Source organism: Streptomyces sp. MGP-P1, assembly GCF_057766565.1.
Window position 1 is genome coordinate 2,025,525 of the sequence record NZ_JBYMEM010000007.1, and the last position, 22,111, is coordinate 2,047,635.

Sequence of the window (22,111 nt, forward strand, 5' to 3'; positions counted from 1 at the left end):
TTCGGCCCCACGATCCCGCCATGACGCTTCGGGTCTCCCTGGTCGCAGCGGCGCGCAGCTCCTCCCGGCTGGCCGAACGCTTCGACGACGACCGGCCGCTCGACCAGGCCGGCTGGCACGAGGTGCAGCTCGTCGCCCACACGCTCGTGCCGCTCGGCGCCGCCGAGCTGCGCTACTGCTCGCCCACTCCGCGCAGCCGTGCCACCGGGGACGCCCTCGGATTCGCGCCGATGGCGCAGCCGGCCCTGCGCGACTGGGACATGGGCCGCTGGCGTGGGCTGACGCTGGGCGAGGCCACCGCCCGGGAACCGGCCGCCGTGGACCACTGGCTGGCGGACCCGCGCAGCGCTCCGCACGGCGGCGAGTCGATGCTCGGCTTCATCGGGCGGGTCGGCGGCTGGCTGGACACCCGTCCCGCCGCCGACGGCCTCGTCGTCGCGGTCGCCGAACCCGCCGTGATCCGGGCCGCCCTCGTCTACGCCCTGAACGCCCCGCCCTCCGCGTACTGGAACGTCGACGTCCGTCCGTTGTCCACCATCACGCTGACCGGCCTGCCGGGCCGCTGGAGCCTGAGCCTGGAGGCGGGCATCCGCTGACCGGGGCGGGGCCGGGGGAGGCCCCGGGCCGTGGCTCGACGGTCACTGCGGCGACCCGTTCACCGGAGACCGGGATGTCTTCGAGGAGAACTTCACCGAGCGCGGTGACCGGAGCGCGGTGAACCGGACGCGGCGAACCGAGCTTTTTGACCCGGGCGCGGCGGTGACCATCCTGGTCGACGGGAAGCCTGCGGTGGACCTCTGGAGCCGCGGGGCCGAGGCGGCCCGCGCCCCCGCCCCGGGGAGAGTGGGGCGCCTGGTCAACGCCCTCGGCCTCTGACTGGGCGGTGGGAACCGCTTCTGCGGCCCCGGCCCGCGGGCGCTCGGCCACGACGCCGCGGGTGGCTCCTGCGGTCCGGCCGACTCGGCTGCCTCGATCGCCGTCGGGTACGTCATGAACCGGATGGGCTCCCGGCTCGCCGACGACCCGCGCGGGACGGCCCTGGTGAACGCCGTCCACGCGGCCCACGGGGAGGCCCTCGGGAGGCGCGCGGAACAGGGCGTCCGACGTGCCGACCCAACCCGGGTTTCACCTGCGGTTGCCAGGAATGTGAGGATGTCACCATGACAACCAAGGTCTACTTCGACATCACCATCGACGATGCGTCCGCAGGGCGGATCACGTTCAACCTGTTCGACGACGTCGTCCCCAAGACGGCGGAGAACTTCCGCGCGCTCGCCACCGGCGAGAAGGGCTTCGGCTACGCCGGCTCGTCCTTCCACCGCGTCATCACGGACTTCATGCTCCAGGGCGGCGACTTCACCCGCGGTGACGGCACCGGCGGCAAGAGCATCTACGGCGAGAAGTTCGCCGACGAGAACTTCACGCTCAAGCACGACCGTGTGGGTCTGCTCTCGATGGCCAACGCCGGAAAGAACACCAACGGCTCGCAGTTCTTCATCACCACGGTGCTCACCCCGTGGCTGGACGGCAAGCACGTGGTCTTCGGCGAGGTCGCCGACGACGACAGCATGGCCCTGGTCCGCAAGATCGAGGCGCTCGGCTCCTCCAGCGGCAAGACCCGCGCCAAGGTCACCATCGACAAGTCCGGCGTTCTCTGACCGGTCCGACAACCCGACGGGCCCGTGGCCGGGTTCCGTTCCTCCGACGTACGCGTCGGCGGGGCGGAACCCGGCCACGGGCCCGTGGCATGCGACCGCCGGTTTCCCTGCCACGCCATCCCCGGACTCGGGCAAAATTCGACGTGTCTACAGCGGGGGAGGCGCGATGCGACGCACCGAGCCGCACGAGAACCGGCCGAGACGACCCATCGTGCGGTGAGCCCGGCCCAGTTCCCTCAGGGACGGGGCCCTCGGCCCTGACACCCGGCGCGTTCGTCCGCCGGTCCGCTGCCGGCCGGCTTGCTGATGAGGGGGCTACTGCCGACCGGACTGCGCGGCCCGCTCGGCGTTGCGCTCCTTGATCCGGGCGGACTCCTTGCGCACCTCGGCCTGCGTGGCGCGCTCCTTCTCGAGCCACTCGGGCATCTCGTCCCTCAGCGCGTCGATCTGCTCGGTGGTGAGCGCCTCGGAGACCCCGCCGCGGGCGAGCCCCGCGATGGAGATGCCGAGCTTCGCGGCGACGACCGGACGGGGGTGCGGGCCGGTGCGGCGCAGCTCCACCAGCCAGGCGGGCGGGTCGGTCTGGAGGGCGTTGAGCTCGGTGCGGGAGACGGCACCCTCCTGGAACTCGGCGGGGGTGGCCTGGAGGTACACACCCAGCTTCTTCGCCGCCGTGGCGGGCTTCATGGTCTGGGCGGTCTTGTGCGACGTCATGGGTCCAGGGTATCGACCATGGGACATACCTCCGACCACCTGCCGGTAGCCTGGTTCCGTGACAGGCTCGGACATCCCCTCATCCTTCAGGCTCGCGTACGTTCCCGGCGTGACGCCCACCAAGTGGGTGAGGGTCTGGCGCGAGCGGCTGCCCCACACCTCTCTGGAACTCGTCCAGGCCACCGCGGCCGAGGCGCCGGAGCTGCTGGCGGACGGCGGCGCGGACGCCGGTCTCGTACGGCTCCCGGTCGACCGGGACGTCCTGAGCGCCATCCCCCTCTACACAGAGACGACCGTCGTCGTGATCCCCAAGGACCACGTCGCGACCGCCGCGGAGGAGGTGTCGCTCGCCGAGCTGTCCGACGAGATCGTGCTGCACCCGCTGGACGACCTCCTCGCCTGGGAGACCCTGCCCGGCCGCCCCGCCGTCGAACGCCCGGCGACCACGGCGGACGCGATCGAACTGGTGGCGGCGGGCGTGGGCGTCCTCCTCGTCCCGCAGTCCCTGGCCCGCCTCCACCACCGCAAGGACCTCACCTACCGTCCTGTCCCGGAAGCTCCCGAGTCACGCGTCGCCCTGTCCTGGCCCGAGGCGGAGGCCACCCCCGACCTGGTGGAGGAGTTCATCGGGATCGTCCGGGGGCGCACCGTCAACAGCACCCGTGGCCGCGCGGCCACCCCGCCGCGTCCGGCGAAGGACAAGGCCAAGGCCAAGGACAGCAAGGCCAAGCGGGGTGGGGCGGGCGGCGGCGCGGGCGGCGCCCGGAACAGGTCCGCGGCGGGCAAAAAGCCCCAGGCGGGCGGCCGGACCGGCGGCCAGGGCGGCAAGCGCGGAAAGCCGCGGGGCCGGTAGCGTACCGAGCTCCGGCCCGCGGCCGTCGCCTCCGGGTTCGGCCCGCGAACGCCACCACACGCCGGTTGTCTCGTTGATGGAGCAACCGCCGTATGCAGGGGAGCGTCCGTCCGATGCCGAACATCCGCAGACCGATGCCGTACATCCGCAGGTGGTCGCCGACCGCGCGCGGGCCGTTGCCGAGCACTCGCGGAAGCCGGCGTCTCGGCCTCGTCGGGATGCTGCTCATCGCCGTGTTCTTCGCCGGGTTCCAGCTGACAGCGGTCACCGGGCGGGCTTCGCCCGACACGAAGAACTACCTCTCCTACGCCCTGAGCCTCAGCGGCGCGGACCGCCAGGAGGCGGGCCGGCTGGCCATCGGCTACTCCTGTGCCAGCGGGCAGCACGCACTGGACTTCATCCCCTGGACCAGCAGGAAGGCCGCGGGAGAGTCGGAGGAGAGTTGTGCGCGCCGGTTGAACGACTCGGTCGCGTACTGGTCGGACCACGGCAACACGTCGGGGATGACCGCACCGTTCGCCAACCAGCGCTTCATGGCCATCTTCGAGGCCAGGCCCGGCTATCCGCTGTTCCTGGTCCCTTTCGTGGCCGCCTTCGGAGCCACCTGGGGTCTCTGGCTCGCCGGGCTCGTCGTCGCGCTGGCCGGAAGCGTCTGCGTCCTGCTCACCCTCCGGGCCGCGGGGGCTTCCCGGCGGGCCGGGCTGGCCGGGCAGGCCCTGTACCTCGCCCTGCCCACCGGCACCGTCGCCATGAACCCCTTGAGCGACGGGCTCTCCCTGGCGCTCGGTACGGCGGTCCTCCTCGGCTGCGTCCTGCTGCTGCGGGACCGGCCCCGTACGGGCACGGCGCTCGTCGCGGGCGGCCTCGCCCTGATGTTCCTCGTCCGCTACTCGCAGGCCCTGCTGCTGGCGGCCGCTCTCGCGGGCGTCTTCCTGGCCTGGGCCGGGTGGCTCCGGCTGAAGCGTCGGGAGCTCGCCCCCGTACTCCGGGCGGCCGGACTGTGCGGTGTGCTGGCGGCGATCGTCTACGCCGGGGCGCATCTCCTGTCCTGGCCCATGGGCCAGGACAGTGCCCAGGACCTGCTGACCCATCACTACCAGCGCCCCGACCGGCCCGACCCCTGGCCCGAGTTCTTCGTCCAGGAGCGGGTCTTCTGGTCGGCGTGGCTCCGACGCCAGGCCACCTACCCGGTCCTCCCCGTCCTGCTCGCGCTCTCGGCCTGGGCGCTGCTGAGACGGCGCTCCGTGGTGCTGCCCGTCGCCCTGGCGGCAGGGGCGGCGGGCCTCCTCAACCAGGCGGGCCACCCGAATCTCGACCAACTGCTCGGCCACCGCCTCATCGTGTTCGTCTGGCTGCTGCCCGTCCTGACGATTCCGCTGCTCCTGGACCGGCCGCCGACCTACTCCCCGCCCGACGAGGACACCTCGCCACACGCCGCACCGGTTCCCGTGGGCGGCGTCCCGGCCGACGTCCCGGGCGAGGCCCGTCACCCCACGTCGCGCAGCTGAAGAAGGTACGCCGCGGTCAGTGCGACGGCACGGTCCTCGTCGTGCAGCAGCTCCCCGAGAGCACGTGAGGAAGCCGTCCCCGGGACGCCGCCCAGCGCCTGGGTCAGTCGCCCGCGCGCCGACGCGCCGGTGGTGTCGCGGGAGAGGCGGTCGGCGAGCACGGCCGCGATCCGGTCCGCCGCCGTGTCGTCGCCGGCCAGCAGGCTCAGCGCGTCGGCCGCATCGGTGTCGTTCGTCCCCGCCAGGACCAGGTCGACGAGCAACGGGACCGCATCGGCCTCGCCGCGCGTCCCGAGGGCCAGGGCGGCGTAGCCGCGGACCACGGCGTCGGGGCTCGCCAGGGCGTCCCGCAGCAGCGCGGTGGCCTCACCGCCGGGCATCTCGGCGAGGGAGCGTACGGCGCGTTCCCGCACCGCCGCCTCCGGTGAGCCGAGCCCCTCCGCCAGCAGCGCCGGGCCTCGGCCGCCCGATCGAGCCACTGCCCACCGGAGGGCCCCGGCCACATGCGGGTCGCCCTCGCCGAGCGCCGCCTCGACCAGGGCCTCCACCGGTACCTCGTCGACCGAGGCGAGGGCGGCGCGCTGGCGGTCGGCGGGGCTCCGGGATCCCAACGCCCCCAGGAGCGTGACGACCTGGAGGACGTCCTCCCAGCCGGCCGGATCCGTGGCGTGGACGCGGTGCAGCCGGGTGAGCAACTCGGTCTCCACCGCGATGCGTTCGCGCGTCCGACGGATCAGGTCCTCGACGAGTGCCGAGGGTGTGAAGCCGGGGTCGTCGAGGGCTCGCCCGATCTCGCGCAGCGACAGCCCCAGCGCCCGCAGGCTCTCGACATGAAAGATCCGCTGGATGTCCTTCCCCGAGTACTCCCGGTAACCCGACCCGGTGCGGCCCGACGGCCGCACCAGGCCGAGCGACTCGTAGTGCCGCAGCATGCGGGCACTGACTCCCGACCGCCGCGCGACTTCACCGATCAACACGCCTCAGGGACCTTCCGCACCAGAGCGACCGGAGCGATCGGAGCCGTCCCCGGTGTCCCCGGAGTCACCGGGGCCGCTCTGGCCGTCGAGGGCCACGACGCGCTTCGCCTCCTCCACGGCGAGCGTGAATCCGGCGTCCGGGTCGCTCAGCAGCCGTTGGGTGGCGAGCGCGTGCGCGTGGACGAGCGGGTCGGGGCTCCGCGTCGCGGCGGCCAGAGCCGGCGCCGCCGCGTCCCCCAGGGCGACCAGGGCCTGGCTGAGACTCAGCCGGGTCTCCCGCCCGCCGCGCCCGAGCTGCGTCGCCAGCAGTACCGCCAACGCGGCCTCCTCCCCGCCCGGTACGAGTACCACCGCCGCCCGCCAGGCACTCCGCGCCACCTCGTCGTCGGCGTCGGTCATGTGCGCCCGGGTGATCGCCGGCCACGCCCGCCCGTCCCCGATCTTGGACAGCGTGTGCAGCGCCTGGCTCCGCGCCCGCGTCCGCTCGGAGCGCAGCTCGCGGAGCAGCGGGGGAAGGGTGAGGGACACCGGGTGACGGGTGAGAGCCCACGTCAGCATGTCGCGTACGAAGAACTCCGGCTCGACCGCGCACCGCTCGACGAGCGTGCCGACGCAGCGCGGGTCCGGCGCCGAGCCGACCGCCAGGGCGGCGCGCAGCCGCACCGACGCGCGGTCGTCCTCCAGCCCCCGCAGCGCTCGTACCGTGTCCGTGTCGTGTCCCGTGACCGTCATCGAGACCACCTCCTCGGCAAGCAGTGAAGAGCTTGTCACCGTGTCAAGGTCAACCCTGCCGTGTGCCTCGGCCGGGGGCCCGGCTCACGGGCCGCGCCAGACGTTGGCGAAAGCGGTGTTCTCGATGGTCCGCCGTTGGCGTACGGCCTCCAGCTCCATCACCGCTTCGTGGACGGTGGCGACCACGGTCGTCACCGTCTCGTCGTCGAGGCGGGGCTCGTCGTCGCCGGACCGTCCGCCGTCGATGCCCACGGCCGACGCGAGGGCGGCCAGGACGGGCTCCCCCTCCTCCCGGCGGCCGAAGGCCCGGCGGCGGCCGGGGGTGTCGACCAGCTCCACGCGCCTGGGGCCGAAGGGCAGCCGACCGCTCCTCTTCTGTGTGAGCTCGCCGTCCTTCTCCAGAGCGTCCTGGTAGGTGGCCGCGAGGTCCCGGCCGCGGCGCCACAGCCAGTCATCGATCCGCTCGTGGGGCGGTTGCCGCGTGATCCGTGCGGCGGCCTCGCCGAGAAGCGGGTCGTCCGGCGTCGACGGCCCGCCCGGCACGATGAGGTCGCCGTCCACGGTGACGGTTCCCGCCCCGACGAGATCGAGCAGTTCGGCTCCCGCGAGGGCGAGCGACAGGTCGCCCTGCCCCACGGTGTGCTCCGGTACCGGATCCATGGCGATGATGAACAGGTCTTTCGCCGTGGTCATGAACGGCTCCCCTCAGAGACATCGGCAAAGCGGGCCCCACCGGCCGCCCCGGCCAGGAGCCGGTACGGCGGCGGGGCGACTGCTGCCACCAGTATCGCCCCCACCCGGGCCGTCCGGCCCTGGGCCGGGCGCAGGTCCGGCGTTGGGTCCGACAAAGGCGATGGCCGTCTCCCGGTGTGACCCCTGGGCTGATCCGGTGGGCGCGTGGGACGACCGTCCTCCCCGCTCCCCGCTCCCCGCTCCCCGCTCCCCGCTCCCCGCTCCCCGCTCCCCGCTCCCCGCTCCGTACCGCACGGCTGCGTCACGTTCCCGGGGAGGGCGCCGGGTGGTCCCGGCGTCGTTCTCCGCCGGGCGTCGCCGCACCAGTCGCCCCCCTGCTCGCCGAGCAGCCGCGGTCGGCTCCGGATCATGGTCAGTTGCTCTGTGTGTCATCATGTGTGCGCAGTGTCACGACGCTGTCGCCTCGGCGACCCGTGCGTCGGCGCGCCTGCGGAAACACGTTTCCCCGCCCGGCCCCACCCGCGACCGGCCCTGCCTGCCGGGAAGAGGGCCACGGCGACACCCTCACCACCAGAAGGATTTCCCCCATGCGCTTCCGCTCCACCTTCGCCGCCGCTCTCGGCGCCGCTCTGCTGCTCGCCGCCGTCCCCTCCTCCGCCTCGGCCGCCGAGGGGCAGTTCCGCTACGACTACGTGACCGTCGAGGGATATGAGGCGACCGGTTTCCTGAACAGCCCGCCCAGCGGCGAGTGCGTCAACCTCCCGGGCGTCGGCCTGGAGAACCCCGAGCCCGGGCACTCCCCGAAGAACCGCACGGACGCCTGGGCGGAGGTCTTCACGGGCGTCGACTGCGAGGGTGCTTCCTTCCACCTCCGCCCGCACACCGGCGGGGCCTCGGAGCGGCTGAAGGTGCGTTCGGTCGTCTTCCACTGACGCACTGTCGTATACCGAGCCGTCGCACACCCCTGAATCACCGCTGCACACGCCGCCGCTCGTGACTCCCTGAGGAGCCACGGGCGGCCGGACGTGCTGGGGGCGTCCTGTACGAGACCGTCCGGCGCCTCCGCCCGAACGGCTGCCCGGCCCCGCTCAGCTCCTCCGCTCGCCCAGGACACAGAATTCGTTGCCCTCAGGGTCGAGGAGGGTCACCCAGTGCTGCCCGTCCTGCACGGTGTCGCGGCGCCGGGCGCCGAGGGAGAGCAGTCGGGCGACCTCGGCCCCCTGGTCGTCGGGGCGGAAGTCGGGGTGCAGCCGGTTCTTCGACGTCTTGCCCTCGGGGACGGGAACGAAGAGCAGCCCCGGCATCCGGTCCGGCTCGGGCCGGATCTCGATGATCTCCTCGGATTCGTCGACCACTACCCAGTCGAGAGCCTCGGCCCACCAGCGCCCGAGGGCGATGGGGTCGGCGGAGTCGACGATGATCTGTTCCCATTCGAGTGCCATGGGTGTGAGCATAAACAGGGCCTGCGGTGTACGGGTCGCGGCCTCCACGTCCCCGGAACGGCCCGCTCGCCCCGCCTCCCGTACCGCTTTCCGAAGACTTGCCCGCTCGGTCTCGACGAACCGGGTGTGACCGAGAATTTTTGTTGGCACATGGAGAGTGTTAGTTGGCACACCTTGGTCACGTAGCGCTGTGTAGCCAGAGCAGCTGTGTAGCCGAAGAGCCTTGCGCGAGGAAGTCGTACGCGGTGGTGCGCGACGGAGTCGTACGTAACTGGGGACGATCGGGGCCCTGGCAAGATTTTCGTAGACGGAGATCATCTGGGTGCTGAGCACCGGGCTTCATGAAAGCGCGAGGTTAGGAGACGCCTGCTCTGTTCTCAATCGCGGCAGCCAGGGCACGCTTACTTGACGCAGCTGGAGGACTCGATACCTGTCCGACGACGTGGTGGAGTTCCGTCACGGATAGGCGTCAGGCGGGAAGGCTGTGCAGTAACTACGACACTGTGTCGGTGGTTCCCCCCTACCATGGGGCCATGGCGCAATGCACAGCACCCTCCCGAGGCCACCGCACCGCGAGTGGAGCCGCGAACTGCCCAGCGTGCAGCAACTGGGGAAGGTCGTACTCCCGGTCGTCATACCCGTCGGGCTCCTCGTACAGCAGCGGCGGCGGAGGCCGGTCTTCGTCGTACGGCTCGTCCGGAGGTGGGACCTCGCGTCGCACCAGGTCCGGCAGGACGGTGTCGTACACCCCGACCGAGTGGCAGGCGGTCGAGCCCTACGCCGAGAAGGCTGCGGTACAGGCCCAGACGTACCCGGACAAGCGAGACCTCTTCCTGTGCCACGCCTGGAACGACCGTGAGGGCAGCGCGAAGGAGCTCTACGGCCACCTGAAGACCAGTGGCGCGACGGTGTGGTTCAGCGAGGAAGACATCCCGCTCGGTTCGCTGCAGATGCGCGAGATCGACAAGGGGCTTCGTAACTCCCGCATCGGCATCGTGCTGGTCACGCCATCCCTACTTGAGAGCATCAAGAACGAGGGCATCGCCGAAAAGGAACTCGCCGTCCTGCTCAATACCAATCGCGTCGTGCCCGTGACGCACGGGGTGACCTTCGACGAGCTCTACGACGTCAGCCCCATGCTCGCGTCCCATTCCGGGCTGAGCACAAAGGAATCGTCGCTCGACGCCGTCGCCGCCAAGATCGCTGCTGCTGCCGCCGCGCTTCCCGCTGCCTGACGCTCAGCTCAACCCGCACGAGCAGTCGATGCCGTTGCCGCGAGAGAAGAAAAAGTCGCAGCCGGGGTGGTGCTCACGGTCGGTGCGCTGCACCGGCACCCGGTCCACTACGAACGCGCGTCGTGGTTGTGGTCCGCTGACGATCTCGCGGAGCTGCTGCACCTCGCTCGGCCACAGCCGGTAGCCCGACGACAGCCGGGCATCCACACCGAGCGAGAACGAGCCGGCGGTCTGCTGCTGGACGGCATCGGCACCGTGCTGCGTCCATCGGGTGATCGCCCCCAGCAGCGTCAGGCGAGCTTCGGACCTCTGGGCGTCGGTCGTGTCCGCACCAAACAGGCCGGGGGCGATGCGGCGAGCCTGCCCGTTGGCCCCGGCGACCATCAGCGCGACGGACGGGTGCGACCGCACGTCGGCGAGCAGGTCGGTGTCGCGGAGGACATCGTCGTCGGCCATGGTAGCCACCATTCGTTGTTCGTGCCGGAGCAGGGAGCTGAGGAGCACCGCGATGGGTGCGAGGGAGGGCAACGAATGGTGCCGTGAATTTCTCCTGTGTGTCTCGTTGCTATGCCGAGAATCAGAGATCTCGTCCCCGTGGGGTCACCCCCCTGGGTCGTCGTCTGCACAACAACCGGACGTCCGGGCCGGGCAGGAGCGGCAGCCCCCACCCGACCTGGTAGCCGGGTGGCTCAGTCGTCCGCGATGGTCAGCTCGACGACTCGGTCGGCGTCCACGATGCGAGCGCCGAACCGGCACGTCCCGCGGACGGCGATGCTGCCGCTGCCGAAGTAGGCGTGCTCGCTCACGGCGAGGACGACCTGCCCCCACGCACCGAGCACGGCGTCCTTGTCCACGATCAGGAACTGACCAGCGGGCATGGCGAGGGTGACCAGCGTCGGGACGCTGAGCACTGTGCGTGCCGAGAATCTCGTCCGCGCAGGCCATCCCGCTGGCGGCCGCTGCCAGTTGCCACGGCATGATGACCACTCGTGCTCCTGCATCTCGCCTATCTGACCGTGTCGAATGCCTTTGCCGCGCTCTGGCTGCTCCCGATGAGCGACCGGGCCAACTGCTCAGCGTCCCGTCCTTCCCAGAGCGTGAGCGGGAGCCGGGTGGTGGCGTCGACCAGAAGAGTCCCGTACGTGTCTCTGTAGAGGGCGAAGTCGTCCACGCCCAGGACTCTCGGCGTCTGCAGAGGCGGCAGCGGGATCCGCATCAGCTGGGACAGGACGGTGCACCGCGAGAGCCCGACGTGCAGGACCTTCAGCATCCGGGCGCCGCCCCGGCCCGCCAGCAGCACTCCCACCGCCTCGACCATGTGCTGCAGCAGCGGCGTGCGCCGCTGGTAGCGCACGGTCAGACCCGGCACCTGCTCGACGAACGTCAACTTCGCGCAAGCGGCGTTCTCGCAGTACAGACGCCGCACACTCAACTCGATCAACACCGGACGACCACCCAGCGAGGCATCCGCGAGTCGTCTGACGTAGCGGCTGTGACACCACCCACTCGGCCGCCCGCAGCCCGTACGCGACGCGGGAGTAAACGAGCGCGTACGGGCACGGACCACCACCACGGGTCCAGAGCCGTCGACCGAGAGAACCAACACGCCCGCCAAGTGCGGTAACAGGTACGACAGTTCAACAGAGCACACTCAAAGGCTGCCCGTCATGCGACCTCAGCACCCAGATGATCTCCGTCTACGAAAATCTCGCCAGGGCCCCGATCGGCGTACGTCCCAGGCCACCGATGCGTGGAGCCGGGCTCCCGGTCCCCCCCGGGCCACCACGGCTCCGCTCCCGGCCGCCCACGGAGGCCGGCAGTGTCTTCAAGTTGCACGTTAATCGGTGTCCGCGGCGTCGACACGGCGCCGACCGACAGGGCCTGAAGGCGGGCTGCGGCCGAGTGGGCACTGAGCTGGCGACCGGAGGGCCAGATGATAGTGGTCAGCGGCCTGAACGGGATCACTGCGACGTTCTGGGCGGCGAACGGGGCCGAACCGAGATAGCTCATGCCGCCGATCCCGCGCAGATACGCGCGAGCGGATCTTCCCGGCTCGTGATGCGGACCGTACCGGCCCCGGCCACGCGCACCCCGAGCGCCACAACCGGCTCAAGGGCGATCCAGCTTGCAGCGTCCACCAGGGCGAGCGGCTCGTCCGCCAGCAGATCGAGATGACCACCGGCGACCGCATCTGGCACGTGTTCAACACCGAGCGCCGTACGGCCTGGATCGACAGCAACCCATGACCAAAGCCGTGGCCGATTGGAGCGCCCGGCCCTCCCGGCCCTCCCGGCCCTCCTCGCTCGGAATCCAACCAAGATCACTGGCTCAGCGCCGAGACCGTAACCGGAACCACGCCGAGACCTGCCCGAAGCGCGAGCCAGCTATTACCCACGCCTCGGCGCCGCCGTACAGCTCTCACTATTAGCCGCGTCGCATGAGTGCCGCATTCAGGGAGCCGCTTTTCAGTAGGCGTGATTCTGCTACTGTCGAGACACCCCTCCAAGAATTCCGGTGGATTTCAGCTGGTCTACCGGGAGGAGGTGATTCGGTGTCCGGCAGGAACCCCGACGAGGGAACCAAGCCGGACCGGACCAAGCGGCAGTCAGCCGTCCAGATATGCATCCTGATCGCGCGCGCCAGCCAGGCCGCGTACTGGGTGTACAAGCTCTGGCAGCTGAACTAGCAGCAACGATGGGCCCGGCCGATGCCACGGCCGAGCCCATCACAGGTCCGGAACCGGGGGCCCCACGATCTCGTGCAACAGAGGCGTGGGGCCCGACTCATTTGTGGACCGAGTGATCTGTCCGGCTTCCCGGAACTGGCGATCAGCTGCCAGCCTACATCCCTTTTCCTATTCGCGAAACCCAATGAATTCCGGATCCCGATTCCCGAATCGGGAAACTGTCGAATCTCGGGGTCCTCCAATTATCCGCGAATGTTGGCATTTCATCCTTTCGATTCGCCCCTGCCGTATGACTTCATTTCCTCATCCCGTGTGGTGTTTCGAGGGCACGGCCATCGGCTTCGGGGGCGTCCCCGTTCGTTTCGGAGACGCGGCCGTCGGCTTCGGGGGCGTCCCCGTTTGCTTCGGGAGCACGCTGCCGGGCTTCGAGGCCAGCCGGTCTCGCGGGGCAGGTCTCGGTCTCGCGGACGCAGGTCTCGGTCTCGCATAGGTCTCGCGGGAGGTCTCGGCGTTCAACGACACAGGTCTCGTCTTCATCGCGACAAGATCGGCGTTCAGCGGCACGGGGCCTGTGTTCAACGGCTGCTGTTGCGACACGACGGCGACGTCTGTGTCGACGGCGACGCGGACGACGACATCGGTGTCGACGGCGACGCCTTGTCCGCGGACAGTCCGCGCGGACGGATCTGGATGTCCGCTCGGATACCCCGGATGTCCGACGGGTTGTCCGCCCCCGCCGTGACGGCGGGCCGAGGACGGACCGCAACGCGGACCGGGACGGTCCCCGGCGGACCGGAGTGGGGACCGGGTGGGGACGGACCGGGCTGGGGACCGGGGACGGATTGGGGGACCGAGACGATCCCCAGCGGACCTGGATGGACCGGAGTGGGGAACCGGGCTGGGGAACAGGTGGGGACCGTCCCCGCTCGGTCCACAGCGCCTGAGCGCGTTCACGCTCGGTGATCGTGAACGCCGTGAATCAGTGAGCGTGAACGCCGTGAACTGGGACCGTGAACCGAGCTCACCGCACCAGTTCACGCTCACCCAAGAACCGGTAATCAGGAAGCGGTAATCCGTACCGGTACCGGTGCTCGTACGGCGCCTGTACGAGCACCGCGGCGTACGACCGGTGCGGCCGTACCGTACGGCGCACGTACGGCCGTACCGGATGCAGTTGCGCGTGATCTGCGAAGTGCTTCCCGCCCAGGCGGGAACTGGGTTCTCCGCAGTTCGTCCGGCCCTTCGCCGGGGCCGTACGTACGCCTCGGCAATGCACCCGTACGTGCGCTGTACGTGCACCGTCCGCGTGCGGTAGTACGGCGGCGATGCCGCCCGTACGGCGACTGGAACTACCGGTTCTTGGGTGAGCGTGAACCGGTGCGGTGAGCTCGGTTCACGGTCCCAGTTCACGGCGTTCACGCTCACTGATTTACGGCGTTCACGATCACCGAGCGTGAACGCGCTCAGGCGCTGTGGACCGAGCGGGGACGGTCCCCACCTGTTCCCCAGCCCGGTTCCCCACTCCGGTCCGTCCCGGTCCGCTGGGGATCGTCTCGGTCCGCCGTCCCCGGTCCCCAGCCCGGTCCGTCCCCGGTACGTCCCCGGTCCGCGTTGCGGTCCGTCCTCGGCCCGCCGTGACGGCGGGCCCGCGTCACAGCGGAGGGCGGACAACCCGTCGGACATCCGGGGTATCCGGGCGGACATCCAGATCCGTCCGCGCGGATGTCCGCGGACAAGACGTCGCCGTCGACACGGACGTCGCCGTCGTGTCGCGACAGCAGCCGTTGCACACGGGCCCCGTGTCGCTGAACGTCGATCTTGTCGCGAAGAAGACGAGACCTGTGTCGTTGAACGCCGAGACCTCCCGCGAGACCTAGGCGAGACCGAGACCTGCGTCCGCGAGACTGGCTGGCCTCGAAGCCCGGCAGCGTGCTCCCGAAGCGAACGGGGACGCCCCCGAAGTCGACGGCCGCGTCTCCGAAACGAACGGGGACGCCCCCGAAGCCGATGGCCGTGCCCTCGAAACACCACACAGGAATGCGCGGTTGCGCGGGCCGGCACGGCGAGACAAGAACGCGCAGAGTTGGGCGTCGGAATTCCGACGAGATTGATCCCAGGTGCGGCTGACCTGTTCCGTGGTGGAGTGTCCCACTGGGCGAGGTACAGCCCAAGGCCCCGTGGCGAGGGCATTCGGAGGGACTCTGCTCGGTGCTCTCCTGGCGCCTGGGGCCGTGAGCAGGTGCCGGAGTGTCGGCTGCCCACCCGGCAGGAGCTCAGCGCGGGAGGAGCCTTCCCTGGCGATTCGTGCCAGCCGCTCGTCGCCCAACGGAGGGCACTCCGGCAGGGCTCCTCCACAGTCACGGACAGGGAAAGGCAGCCGAAGCCCTGGTGAGGAGGGGTGCACGGTTCCACATCGGGCCGCCCCGCACCACGCCCAACAGCCGCTTCGGACGCGCAAAAGGTGATGTGGTGTTCGTCACATGGGCGAGAGCGTCGTCGCGTCAGCCGCCGGGCCGGCGGCCACCGCGCGGGAGGCCGACACGGTTCTGCGACTCCGCGTACGGCCCTAAGTGGAATCTCTGGCTACCTGTTCTCCTGGGCGCCGCACCCGCGTGCGGGCCTGCCTTGGCTACCGGCCCGGAGCTTAGCCTTGATCCACCGAGGTGGATCAAGGCTAAGTGCGTTGTAGGGGTCTGCTTGTCTGGCATTGCAGTGGGGGGCTCGCACGTCAGTCTACGGACGGTGCCAGAACCGGAGACGGCGGCGGATCCCTCCCCGTTGTTTCGGCTGGGGATCTCTGGTGTCGTGGACGGCCAGCAGGCGACCGTCCTGGTTCCGGTTCTGGTCGATTTCCGCTGGCGAGTAGCGGCGAGCCCAGCGGACGCGGCCGTCACGGATCCAGTAGTGCGACTGGCACGGGAGGGACCAGTTGCCGATCGATGGGGTGAGGGAGGCGTTCTCGCCGTCGTAGGTGAGGGACCACTGGGCCGGGGAGAGGGGTGTGACGACTTCGTACCCGCATCCGCAGCAGCACAGGTGGGCGCAGGTGCGGTACGGGATCGAGATGTAAAGCACTCCTGCGTCCATGGCCTGGGGGAAGGTCTCGGTGAAGACCGGGCGCAGGGTGTCTTGCGGAGTCACGGGAGGTCCTCGTTGGCGATCTCGTTGGTGATCAGTGAGTACGTGGTATGGGCCTCGTCGGTGGCGTCGGCGTAGATGCCGAGGGAGCGTTTCCATCGGATGACGGCCAGGACGGCGTTGAGCGCGTTGAGGTCCGCGGTCTGGATGTTGCTTGCGTAGGCGTCGCGTTCGGGTGCCGGCCGGGGGATGCGCCCGCGGGGCGTGTCTCGGCGGCCGGGGAGGCTGGTGGTGATGCGGAGCAGTCCGCTGAGGCGGCCGTCGATCTCTTCGATGCCCATGCCGACGTCGATGAACGGCACGTCGTGGGCTTCGAGCCAGTCGATGATGATGGGCTTGCTGGCGGCGTCGTCGGAGGCGAGGAACACGAACGTCGCCCCGCTGAGGAGGTCGAGGTTGTCCTCGTCGAGGTACTGCGCGCAGGCGGTCACGCCCTGGTGCATGTTGGCGTAGATCGAGGCGAAGTGCGTCGCCTTGGGTGGGCGGGTGCTCAGGGTGTCGAGGGTGGGGGCGCCGGGTGCGCGGAAGGCGTTGTGGTTGTCGAAAGTGTCGCCGTCGATGAGGAGGATCGAGTCGACCTCGGTCTTGGCGACCTGGTCGAGGATGTAGCTGCCGCTGCCGCCGAGGCCGACGATCACGATCCGGTGGCCCCGGAAGCGGCGGTTGATAGCCGTGATGCCGGCGCGGGAGGTGGCGGTGTCGCGATAGGCGAAGGGGCTGTCGTCGTCGATCTCCTGCCACGCGGCGCCTGGGGTGGGCGTGGCTGAGGGGTCGAGGGCGTGGGCGTGATCGGCGATGATCCGCGCGTACGCGGCGATCTTCGTGTACTGGTCGGGGTAGCCGTCCGGGGGCTTGCTGGAGAGCATGAAGTTCGCCTGCATGCCCTCGGCGATCACTCGGCTCTCGGGGGTGGCCAGGGGCAGGGGGTGGCCGTGCTCGGTGCAGGGGGTGGAGCCGCCGAACCAGATGCGGTGGTCGGTGCCGGAGACGAGGCGGTCTCCGCTGACGGTGATCGGGTGGGCGAGGAAGCCGTGCTCGACAGTGCGGTTCTCGGTGACGTACGGGATCCGGACGATGATGTGGCCGGCGTGGACGGTGATGGCGTAGCCGTCGTCGATGAGGCGGGACAGGTCGGGGTCACGAGCGAGAAGTGCGGTAGACATCGAAGACCATTCCCTCCTTCACTCGGACGCTGTGGCCGGCGGTGAGGCTGCCTGTTCCGTGGCCGTCGTGTCCGCGGCTGTAGCGGACGGTGTAGGTGTCCTGGTCGTTCGGCGGCTGGCCGGGGTAAGCGAGGTCGACGACCTGCTCATACGTGATCTCCTTCGCCTCCCAGATGTGGGGGCGGGCGTTGACGATGATCGTGACGGGCTTAGGCCCGTGAGTGTCCTGGGACATGGGGTCCTCCTGAAGTGGGGAGCGCGTGTTCGGACTGTGGATGCCGGGGTACCCCGGCGCGCCGCTACGGGGGCGGCGCGCCGAGTGCCCGGGGGTTGTGGCGGTCAGCGCCTGGGGAGGGCGAGAAGGTTGTTGGTCCATACGCCGTCGGCGTGGGTCCGCAGGTACTTCTCGCCCCGGGTGGGCGTCACCACGAGCACTTCCGTGCTGCGGCCGGCTGCGTCACTCGTATAGGCCTTGCCGGCCTTGTTCTCGATCCAGTGGACGATCTCGGCCCGGGTGTTGTCGCCGGTCTTGCCAGTCGCCTGCTCGGTCCACCACAGGTGGGTGATGTGCTCGTGCGCGGTTCCGCCGGCCGTCAGGCGCACTGCGGTGATCTGGATAGCCATGTTGCTGTCCCTGCCGGCGACGTTCCTACGGGTCCCCGCGGCCGGCGCCCGGGTTCCGTGAGCACCCTGGGTGGGGTGCTTCGCCTGGGACAGACGACGTAACTCGCGGGTAGGAAGACGCGTGTGGCTGGCGGGGCCGGCGGGGTGTCAGGAGCAGTCGAGGCAGCGGTCGCTGTCCGGGGCAAACATCGCGGGCGGGTGCTTGAGGAAGCAGCCGGGGCAGGAGCGGCCGGGGGTGCGCGGCGGGCAGGCGCAGCGGCCGCATTCGGGGCAGTGAGGGACGCGGCAGCGCCAGCAGGCGGGTTCGAAGGAGCGGTAGTTCTCGTCGCAGTTCGCGCAGATGTAGTCGCGCGACCGGGGGCCGGTGTCGGTGGTGGGCGGGGTGAAGGCGCGCCAGGGGGCGGAGTCGGTGACGAGGACGGCGACGGTGTAGCCGTCCATGGGGGCGGTATCGGTGTGCAGTTCGCGTCCGAGGATGCCGTCGCGGTAGCGGACCTGGGTCCGTCCTTGTACGCGGCCGGGGCCGGCCAGGGCGCGGTCGATGACGGGGATGTCGCCTTGGAAGCTGCCGCGCCGCAAAGGCGGCAGGCCGTGGGAGGCGGCGAAAGCGAGGTGTCCGACAGGGTCGAGGAGGAGAACGTGACCGGGGGCGGGGAGATGCTGGGCTGCTCGCACGCAGACGGCCATGCGAGAGGCTTTGCTCGTCTCCCACAGGAGGGTGATCGCTGAGGCGGTGGGCCCTTTGGCGTCCAGGTGCTGGTCGACGAGATGTGCAGGGAGCAGGATCTGGGCGGCGAACGCGTCGCAGGCGGCGTCTTCGAGGAGGACGCCGCAGTCGGCTTCCTTGCTGAAGGGCTCCATGAGGTCGAAGCTGTTCTTCTGCAGGTGGTGACCGAGTTCGTGCAGGGCGGTGAAGTCCCGCCGTGCGTGGCTGTTGGAGGTGGCGACGGACAGGCGGGGTGGGGGGCCGTAGTCGTACGCGCCGGCGACGCTGCAGCCTTGGGCCGCCTCGTTCTCGGGGACGTCTTTGACGGTGAGCTCGGGCCAGGTCCGCAGTTCCGCGAGGGCGCCTTGCGCCAGGAGTTCGACGGCACCGGGGCGGGCCGTTTCGAGTTCTGTGATCATGGCGGCGGCCTGGGTGCGGGCGGCGCCGGCGAGCACGTAGTTGACCACTCGGGGGTACCCCTCTTCTCTATTGGTCCAGGAGGAGTTCGAAGTAGCGGTCGGTGCGTGCGGTCCAGTTCGGCTGGGTGCGGTTGTCGTCGCGTGCCGCGAGCGTGTAGACGCCATAGGCGGCGCGCAGACGGGCGGCGTGTTCGGTCTCGTTGTACTGGGCGGAGAGCTTCTTGACCTGGCTGCGCCGCAGAGGCCGGTTGAGTTCGTGGACGACGGCGGGTGGCAGGGCGGGGTTGGCGTCGAGGAAGCGGGCGGCGGGCTGGCCGAGGAGTGCGGCGAGCCTTGCGGCCTGTTCGGCAGTGAGGGGCTGCTGGCCCCGCCACACGTCCAGCGCCAGAGGGGGTAGCAGTTTCAGTTCGGCCGCGAGCTGCTTGACGGTGATCCCATGCTCACCAAGGAGCTCGGAGAGACCTCCCGATCCTTGCGGGGTCCACCATGCGGAGCCAAGGACCTCGAAGTGGCCGGTGAGAACGGCGCGGTACTCACCTGCCGCTGAGGACAAGACGGTACGGCTCCCCCACTGGGCGCCGGTCACTGTGTCGGCGAGCGCACGGGAGGTGAGATTGTCGGGGCGGCTTGTCAGCTCGCTGACCTGCCGGTCCAGCACACACCACGGCACGGTGGTCTCCAGGCCCCACCACAGGGCCAGCGGCTGCTCCAGGGTAGTCGCCTGGGCGGGCAGAAGCAGGGTGTCGGCGTCGGCGTACCGCTCGAATGAGGCCGGCACGACGCGCGCGGTGTCGTCGTCACCGGCCGCGGTGATCAGCAGCAGCTGGATGGTGTCCTCCCACATCGCGCGCCAGATTTGGCCGGGGCGCGGGTCCTGGGGTGCTGCGGTGGCCACTCGGTGGACGGCGTCGGGTACTTTCAGGTTCGCTGCGGCGGCTAGAAGCCTCTGGTAGGCAGTGGTGTGGACAGAGCTCATGCCGTCTCCCCCGTCTCCTCGGCTGTGGTCCATCAGCGCATTCTCTTCTCACTGGGTCCAGACGACGTAACTGGGGCTGTTCACGACGCAGCCTCGCTGCAGCGCCGCAACAGGGCAGCCATGACCACCTGGGGATCGCTGTCAGCGGAGAGGGCATCAAAGAGCATCGTCTTGAGGTTGGACAGGACAAGCGCCGCATGGCCTTGCCGAATCTCCAGTAGTTGCGCCGCGTGGTGGGCGTCCTTGTCGAGGTAGGGAAGCAGCAGACGCTCGTTGGGTGAGAGGCGCTGCCAGATGTCCTCGGCAACCCCTTCGACCCCGGTCGGGTCCGGTGCGGTGGTGGCTGCATGCTGCTCGACGATGGCGGCGACGGTCCCTTCGTCGGCGAACAGAGGGGTCATGCGGGCCGGTGCCAGAAGCCCGAATCGGGCCTCGAGAACCTTGGCGAGGTCTTCCTCCCGTACCGCTCCCTGTGCGTACTGCAGCACGGACAGCAGGATGGCCATCAGGGCGCGCACGGTCTGCTGGGGTGTGGGGCCGGAGTGGTTCCAGCGGGTGATGCCGACGCCTTTCACCTGTGCGGCCTGGGCGATGAGATCGTCGAGATCTCCCTGCCATACGGCTCCTTCGGCTTGGTCGGCCAGTGCCCAGCGCGGCGGGGAACCCTTGAGCTTGCGGTAGGCCGCGTCCTCGCCCATCCGCCGGGCGATACGGCGCCGAAGCTTGCCTCGCGGTGTCTTCTTCGCCTCGTCGATGAGGAAGTTCTTGATCGACGTGAGAAACAGTCGTTCCAAAGAGGCTTCGTCGGCGGCCTGGGTGAAGCAGACGGTCACGAACCGTTGTCCCGCGCCTTCCTGGGACAACATCGCGCTAATCACGTCGTAAGCCGCGTCATCGCTCCATACCGTGTGCCCCTCCGGGGGCGGAAAACCGGTGCCACGGCGCACCTGGTGAACCAGCCTCCGCAGCAGTTCGAACGTGGCTGGCCCCAACCCGCCGGTCTGCAGCTCCTCGTACGCGCTTTCTGTCACGAGCCCCACCCCGATCCCTGCCCCGCCGGACGTCTACGGCCGTGGGGCTTCACGCCTGCTTACACCAGGATCCACCTCCCTCACATGCGACACGCGCATATTCCTCTTGCCGTGCGGAAGGGCTCGCCGACTGCTGTCCGGGCACGGGGCATCAGCACTCTGCGCGGCGGCAGGGGCAGCGACGGCAACACCTCGGCCGGGCAGCGCCCCATCCGGTGCTCGAGCCGCAGGCGACGCTACGGCAGCGCACGGCGTTCAGCGGCGCTTCGCGCGGGCGGTGTCGACTCGCGCGAAATCGGCGGGCTTCTCATCCATGAGCAGGCCGTTGGGGTCCACGAGTGGCGCTACTACTAGGTGAAGGTCCTGCCCGGCAGCGTCGTCCTGGCCGTCGTGCCATCGTGCAACCGCCCGGCCGGCGCCTGCCACCAGGTCGGCAAGCTGGAGGGAGGCATGATCCACTGACCGGCCGCGGACCAGGTTCTGAAGGTGGCTCTGCTCGATCAGGCCTTGCACCAGACCCACGGCTGTCGCCCCGCGTTCCAGGACGTCGAGTTTGTCGTCGGTCAGAAGCCGTTGGTCGTCCGCGAGGACCTGGAGCTTGCCTCCGTGTCGGATCGAGGCGTGGAGGATGACCGTCGGCACGGCGGTGACGAGCGGATCGGTGGAGTCGTCGAGCAGTCCGTGCTCTCCGGTCGGTGTGGCTTCGGACGGCCGCTCACGGGCGAAGGCTTCGGCTTCCGGGCGGGTTGTGCGCAACATCTCCAGGACCTGTGCCGCCTTCTTCGCCTGCGGGGCTTTACGGCGACGGGCGTAGGCGTGGCACTGCTGGATGACGGTGAAGAGCTCGTCGACGGTGACATGGTCGCCCGTACGGTTCTTCTTGGAGAAGAAGCCCACGGCAGTGGCGATGAGTCGGTCGAAGCCGTCGCGGCCCATCGCCCGGGGGCCTTCGGTGGCCAGGTCCAGGGCGAACTGCCGGGCGACGCCGTTCATGACGATGTCGATGCCCATGGCGTTGAACCGCTCCTCCAGTAGGAGGTCGACAAGTTTGGCCGCGACGAAGTAGTGCTTGTCGATCACGTATACCGAGGCGCGGTCATGGAGCGGACCATCGGGTGCCAGCAGGTCGCCCAGGAGGTGACGGCGCCGGCCCGCAGCCGGGCCGGCGAACATCTTCTGGAACTTCAGCTCTGTCGCGGACTTCTGGATCCCCGCCTCAACACGCAGGGTGTCCACGATGGCGGCAGCATCGGCGTCATCAATGGCCACCGAGCCCAGGATCATGTAGCGGTCCCCGCCGTACAGCTGATCGCCGTGGTAGCCGGACTCGTCAATGGCGATCCACCGTCCGGCCCCGGCCCGGTCGTCGGTCGGTTCCAGACGGCTGCGACGACTGAAGTTCGCTCCGAGCAGTCCCGTCCCGGCGTTCGGCGCATGGTCACGTTCGATCACCCTGCCATCCTCGCCGCACGACGCCGCACCGACAAGCTGCCCGACCGCTCCACCCGACTCCCGTGCCTGCTGCTGCGCTGCAGGCATGACGAGCATGCCGGTGA

General features: G+C 69.8%; 24 protein-coding genes and 1 pseudogene. 8 read left to right on the forward strand and 17 right to left on the reverse strand.

Annotation, left to right across the window (positions count from 1 at the left end; translation table 11 throughout):
* The first annotated feature begins 20 nt into the window (after positions 1-20).
* The 3 genes and pseudogenes from AC3CH1_RS30615 (at position 21) to AC3CH1_RS30625 (ending at position 1,658) form a co-directional block, all read left to right on the forward strand.
* A complete protein-coding gene (locus tag AC3CH1_RS30615; RefSeq protein WP_488465848.1) occupies positions 21-596 on the forward strand; it encodes a histidine phosphatase family protein in 576 nt (191 codons plus the stop codon).
* Between the two features lie 280 nt (positions 597-876).
* Positions 877-1,062 (forward strand): annotated as a pseudogene (locus AC3CH1_RS30620) (EstA family serine hydrolase); the annotation flags it as partial.
* 98 nt (positions 1,063-1,160) lie between these two features.
* Complete coding sequence (locus tag AC3CH1_RS30625; RefSeq protein ID WP_488465849.1) at positions 1,161-1,658, forward strand: peptidylprolyl isomerase; 498 nt, start codon at positions 1,161-1,163, stop codon at positions 1,656-1,658.
* Between the two features lie 315 nt (positions 1,659-1,973).
* Here the strand turns inward: AC3CH1_RS30625 and AC3CH1_RS30630 are convergent, their stop codons facing one another.
* Positions 1,974-2,372 carry a DUF5997 family protein gene (locus AC3CH1_RS30630; RefSeq protein ID WP_488465850.1) on the reverse strand — a complete coding sequence of 133 codons (399 nt, stop codon included), beginning with the start codon at positions 2,370-2,372 and terminating at the stop codon, positions 1,974-1,976.
* A 58-nt stretch (positions 2,373-2,430) separates the two neighbouring features.
* Here AC3CH1_RS30630 and AC3CH1_RS30635 point away from each other — a divergent pair, with 58 nt between their 5' ends.
* The gene (locus tag AC3CH1_RS30635) at positions 2,431-3,225 is read left to right on the forward strand and encodes a LysR family substrate-binding domain-containing protein (protein WP_488465851.1); all 795 of its coding nucleotides are present in this window, start codon (positions 2,431-2,433) and stop codon (positions 3,223-3,225) included.
* 218 nt (positions 3,226-3,443) lie between these two features.
* Entirely contained in the window at positions 3,444-4,733 is a 1,290-nt protein-coding gene (locus AC3CH1_RS30640; RefSeq protein ID WP_488466777.1) for a hypothetical protein, read from the forward strand.
* Here the strand turns inward: AC3CH1_RS30640 and AC3CH1_RS30645 are convergent.
* The 3 genes from AC3CH1_RS30645 to AC3CH1_RS30655 all read right to left on the reverse strand — a co-directional run bounded on the left by AC3CH1_RS30645 (position 4,712) and on the right by AC3CH1_RS30655 (position 7,135).
* Positions 4,712-5,710, reverse strand: coding sequence for a MerR family transcriptional regulator (locus tag AC3CH1_RS30645; RefSeq protein ID WP_488465852.1), 999 nt, complete (start codon positions 5,708-5,710; stop codon positions 4,712-4,714). The genes AC3CH1_RS30640 and AC3CH1_RS30645 overlap by 22 nt on opposite strands.
* Before the next feature lie 3 nt (positions 5,711-5,713).
* The gene (locus AC3CH1_RS30650) at positions 5,714-6,442 is read right to left on the reverse strand and encodes a HEAT repeat domain-containing protein (RefSeq protein WP_488466778.1); all 729 of its coding nucleotides are present in this window, start codon (positions 6,440-6,442) and stop codon (positions 5,714-5,716) included.
* A gap of 84 nt (positions 6,443-6,526) precedes the next feature.
* A complete protein-coding gene (locus AC3CH1_RS30655) occupies positions 6,527-7,135 on the reverse strand; it encodes a GOLPH3/VPS74 family protein (RefSeq protein ID WP_488465853.1) in 609 nt (202 codons plus the stop codon).
* Positions 7,136-7,722: 587 nt separating this feature from the next.
* Between AC3CH1_RS30655 and AC3CH1_RS30660 the strand changes: the two genes are divergently transcribed.
* Positions 7,723-8,067 (forward strand): hypothetical protein, encoded by a 345-nt coding sequence (locus AC3CH1_RS30660; protein ID WP_488465854.1) that lies wholly within the window; start codon positions 7,723-7,725, stop codon positions 8,065-8,067.
* A 156-nt stretch (positions 8,068-8,223) separates the two neighbouring features.
* On the opposite strand, the gene AC3CH1_RS30665 is transcribed toward AC3CH1_RS30660, so the two are convergent.
* Complete coding sequence (locus AC3CH1_RS30665) at positions 8,224-8,577, reverse strand: VOC family protein (RefSeq protein WP_488465855.1); 354 nt, start codon at positions 8,575-8,577, stop codon at positions 8,224-8,226.
* Between the two features lie 737 nt (positions 8,578-9,314).
* Here AC3CH1_RS30665 and AC3CH1_RS30670 point away from each other — a divergent pair.
* Positions 9,315-9,812, forward strand: a complete 498-nt coding sequence (locus tag AC3CH1_RS30670; RefSeq protein WP_061334398.1) for a toll/interleukin-1 receptor domain-containing protein — start codon at positions 9,315-9,317, stop codon at positions 9,810-9,812.
* Positions 9,813-9,815: 3 nt separating this feature from the next.
* On the opposite strand, the gene AC3CH1_RS30675 is transcribed toward AC3CH1_RS30670, so the two are convergent.
* The 4 genes from AC3CH1_RS30675 to AC3CH1_RS30690 form a co-directional block, all read right to left on the reverse strand.
* Positions 9,816-10,268 (reverse strand): hypothetical protein, encoded by a 453-nt coding sequence (locus AC3CH1_RS30675; protein WP_488465856.1) that lies wholly within the window; start codon positions 10,266-10,268, stop codon positions 9,816-9,818.
* Between the two features lie 233 nt (positions 10,269-10,501).
* Positions 10,502-10,690, reverse strand: coding sequence for a hypothetical protein (locus AC3CH1_RS30680; RefSeq protein ID WP_488465857.1), 189 nt, complete (start codon positions 10,688-10,690; stop codon positions 10,502-10,504).
* A gap of 128 nt (positions 10,691-10,818) precedes the next feature.
* The gene (locus AC3CH1_RS30685) at positions 10,819-11,463 is read right to left on the reverse strand and encodes a transposase family protein (protein ID WP_488465858.1); all 645 of its coding nucleotides are present in this window, start codon (positions 11,461-11,463) and stop codon (positions 10,819-10,821) included.
* Between the two features lie 355 nt (positions 11,464-11,818).
* The gene (locus AC3CH1_RS30690; protein ID WP_488465859.1) at positions 11,819-12,010 is read right to left on the reverse strand and encodes a hypothetical protein; all 192 of its coding nucleotides are present in this window, start codon (positions 12,008-12,010) and stop codon (positions 11,819-11,821) included.
* 353 nt (positions 12,011-12,363) lie between these two features.
* On the opposite strand from AC3CH1_RS30690, the gene AC3CH1_RS30695 reads away from it, so the two are divergent.
* Positions 12,364-12,498 (forward strand): hypothetical protein, encoded by a 135-nt coding sequence (locus AC3CH1_RS30695; protein ID WP_281392946.1) that lies wholly within the window; start codon positions 12,364-12,366, stop codon positions 12,496-12,498.
* Positions 12,499-15,231: 2,733 nt separating this feature from the next.
* Here AC3CH1_RS30695 and AC3CH1_RS30700 read toward each other — a convergent pair.
* The 8 genes from AC3CH1_RS30700 to AC3CH1_RS30735 all read right to left on the reverse strand — a co-directional run bounded on the left by AC3CH1_RS30700 (position 15,232) and on the right by AC3CH1_RS30735 (position 22,007).
* Positions 15,232-15,639: a ubiquitination-like system serine protease family protein gene (locus AC3CH1_RS30700; RefSeq protein ID WP_488465860.1), complete on the reverse strand. Its 408-nt coding sequence runs from the start codon at positions 15,637-15,639 to the stop codon at positions 15,232-15,234.
* On the reverse strand, positions 15,636-16,799 hold the full coding sequence (locus AC3CH1_RS30705; protein ID WP_488465861.1) for a ThiF family adenylyltransferase: 1,164 nt from the start codon (positions 16,797-16,799) through the stop codon (positions 15,636-15,638). The genes AC3CH1_RS30700 and AC3CH1_RS30705 overlap by 4 nt, the downstream gene beginning before the upstream one ends.
* Entirely contained in the window at positions 16,774-17,034 is a 261-nt protein-coding gene (locus tag AC3CH1_RS30710) for a multiubiquitin domain-containing protein (RefSeq protein ID WP_184580493.1), read from the reverse strand. The genes AC3CH1_RS30705 and AC3CH1_RS30710 overlap by 26 nt, the downstream gene beginning before the upstream one ends.
* Positions 17,035-17,138: 104 nt before the next feature.
* Positions 17,139-17,423, reverse strand: coding sequence for a DUF3892 domain-containing protein (locus AC3CH1_RS30715; RefSeq protein ID WP_266876187.1), 285 nt, complete (start codon positions 17,421-17,423; stop codon positions 17,139-17,141).
* Between the two features lie 147 nt (positions 17,424-17,570).
* On the reverse strand, positions 17,571-18,596 hold the full coding sequence (locus tag AC3CH1_RS30720) for an ImmA/IrrE family metallo-endopeptidase (protein ID WP_488465862.1): 1,026 nt from the start codon (positions 18,594-18,596) through the stop codon (positions 17,571-17,573).
* Positions 18,597-18,615: 19 nt separating this feature from the next.
* On the reverse strand, positions 18,616-19,443 hold the full coding sequence (locus tag AC3CH1_RS30725; RefSeq protein WP_488465863.1) for a helix-turn-helix domain-containing protein: 828 nt from the start codon (positions 19,441-19,443) through the stop codon (positions 18,616-18,618).
* A 161-nt stretch (positions 19,444-19,604) separates the two neighbouring features.
* Positions 19,605-20,555: a hypothetical protein gene (locus AC3CH1_RS30730; protein WP_488465864.1), complete on the reverse strand. Its 951-nt coding sequence runs from the start codon at positions 20,553-20,555 to the stop codon at positions 19,605-19,607.
* A 255-nt stretch (positions 20,556-20,810) separates the two neighbouring features.
* Positions 20,811-22,007 carry a hypothetical protein gene (locus AC3CH1_RS30735; protein ID WP_488465865.1) on the reverse strand — a complete coding sequence of 399 codons (1,197 nt, stop codon included), beginning with the start codon at positions 22,005-22,007 and terminating at the stop codon, positions 20,811-20,813.
* Positions 22,008-22,111: the final 104 nt, after the last annotated feature.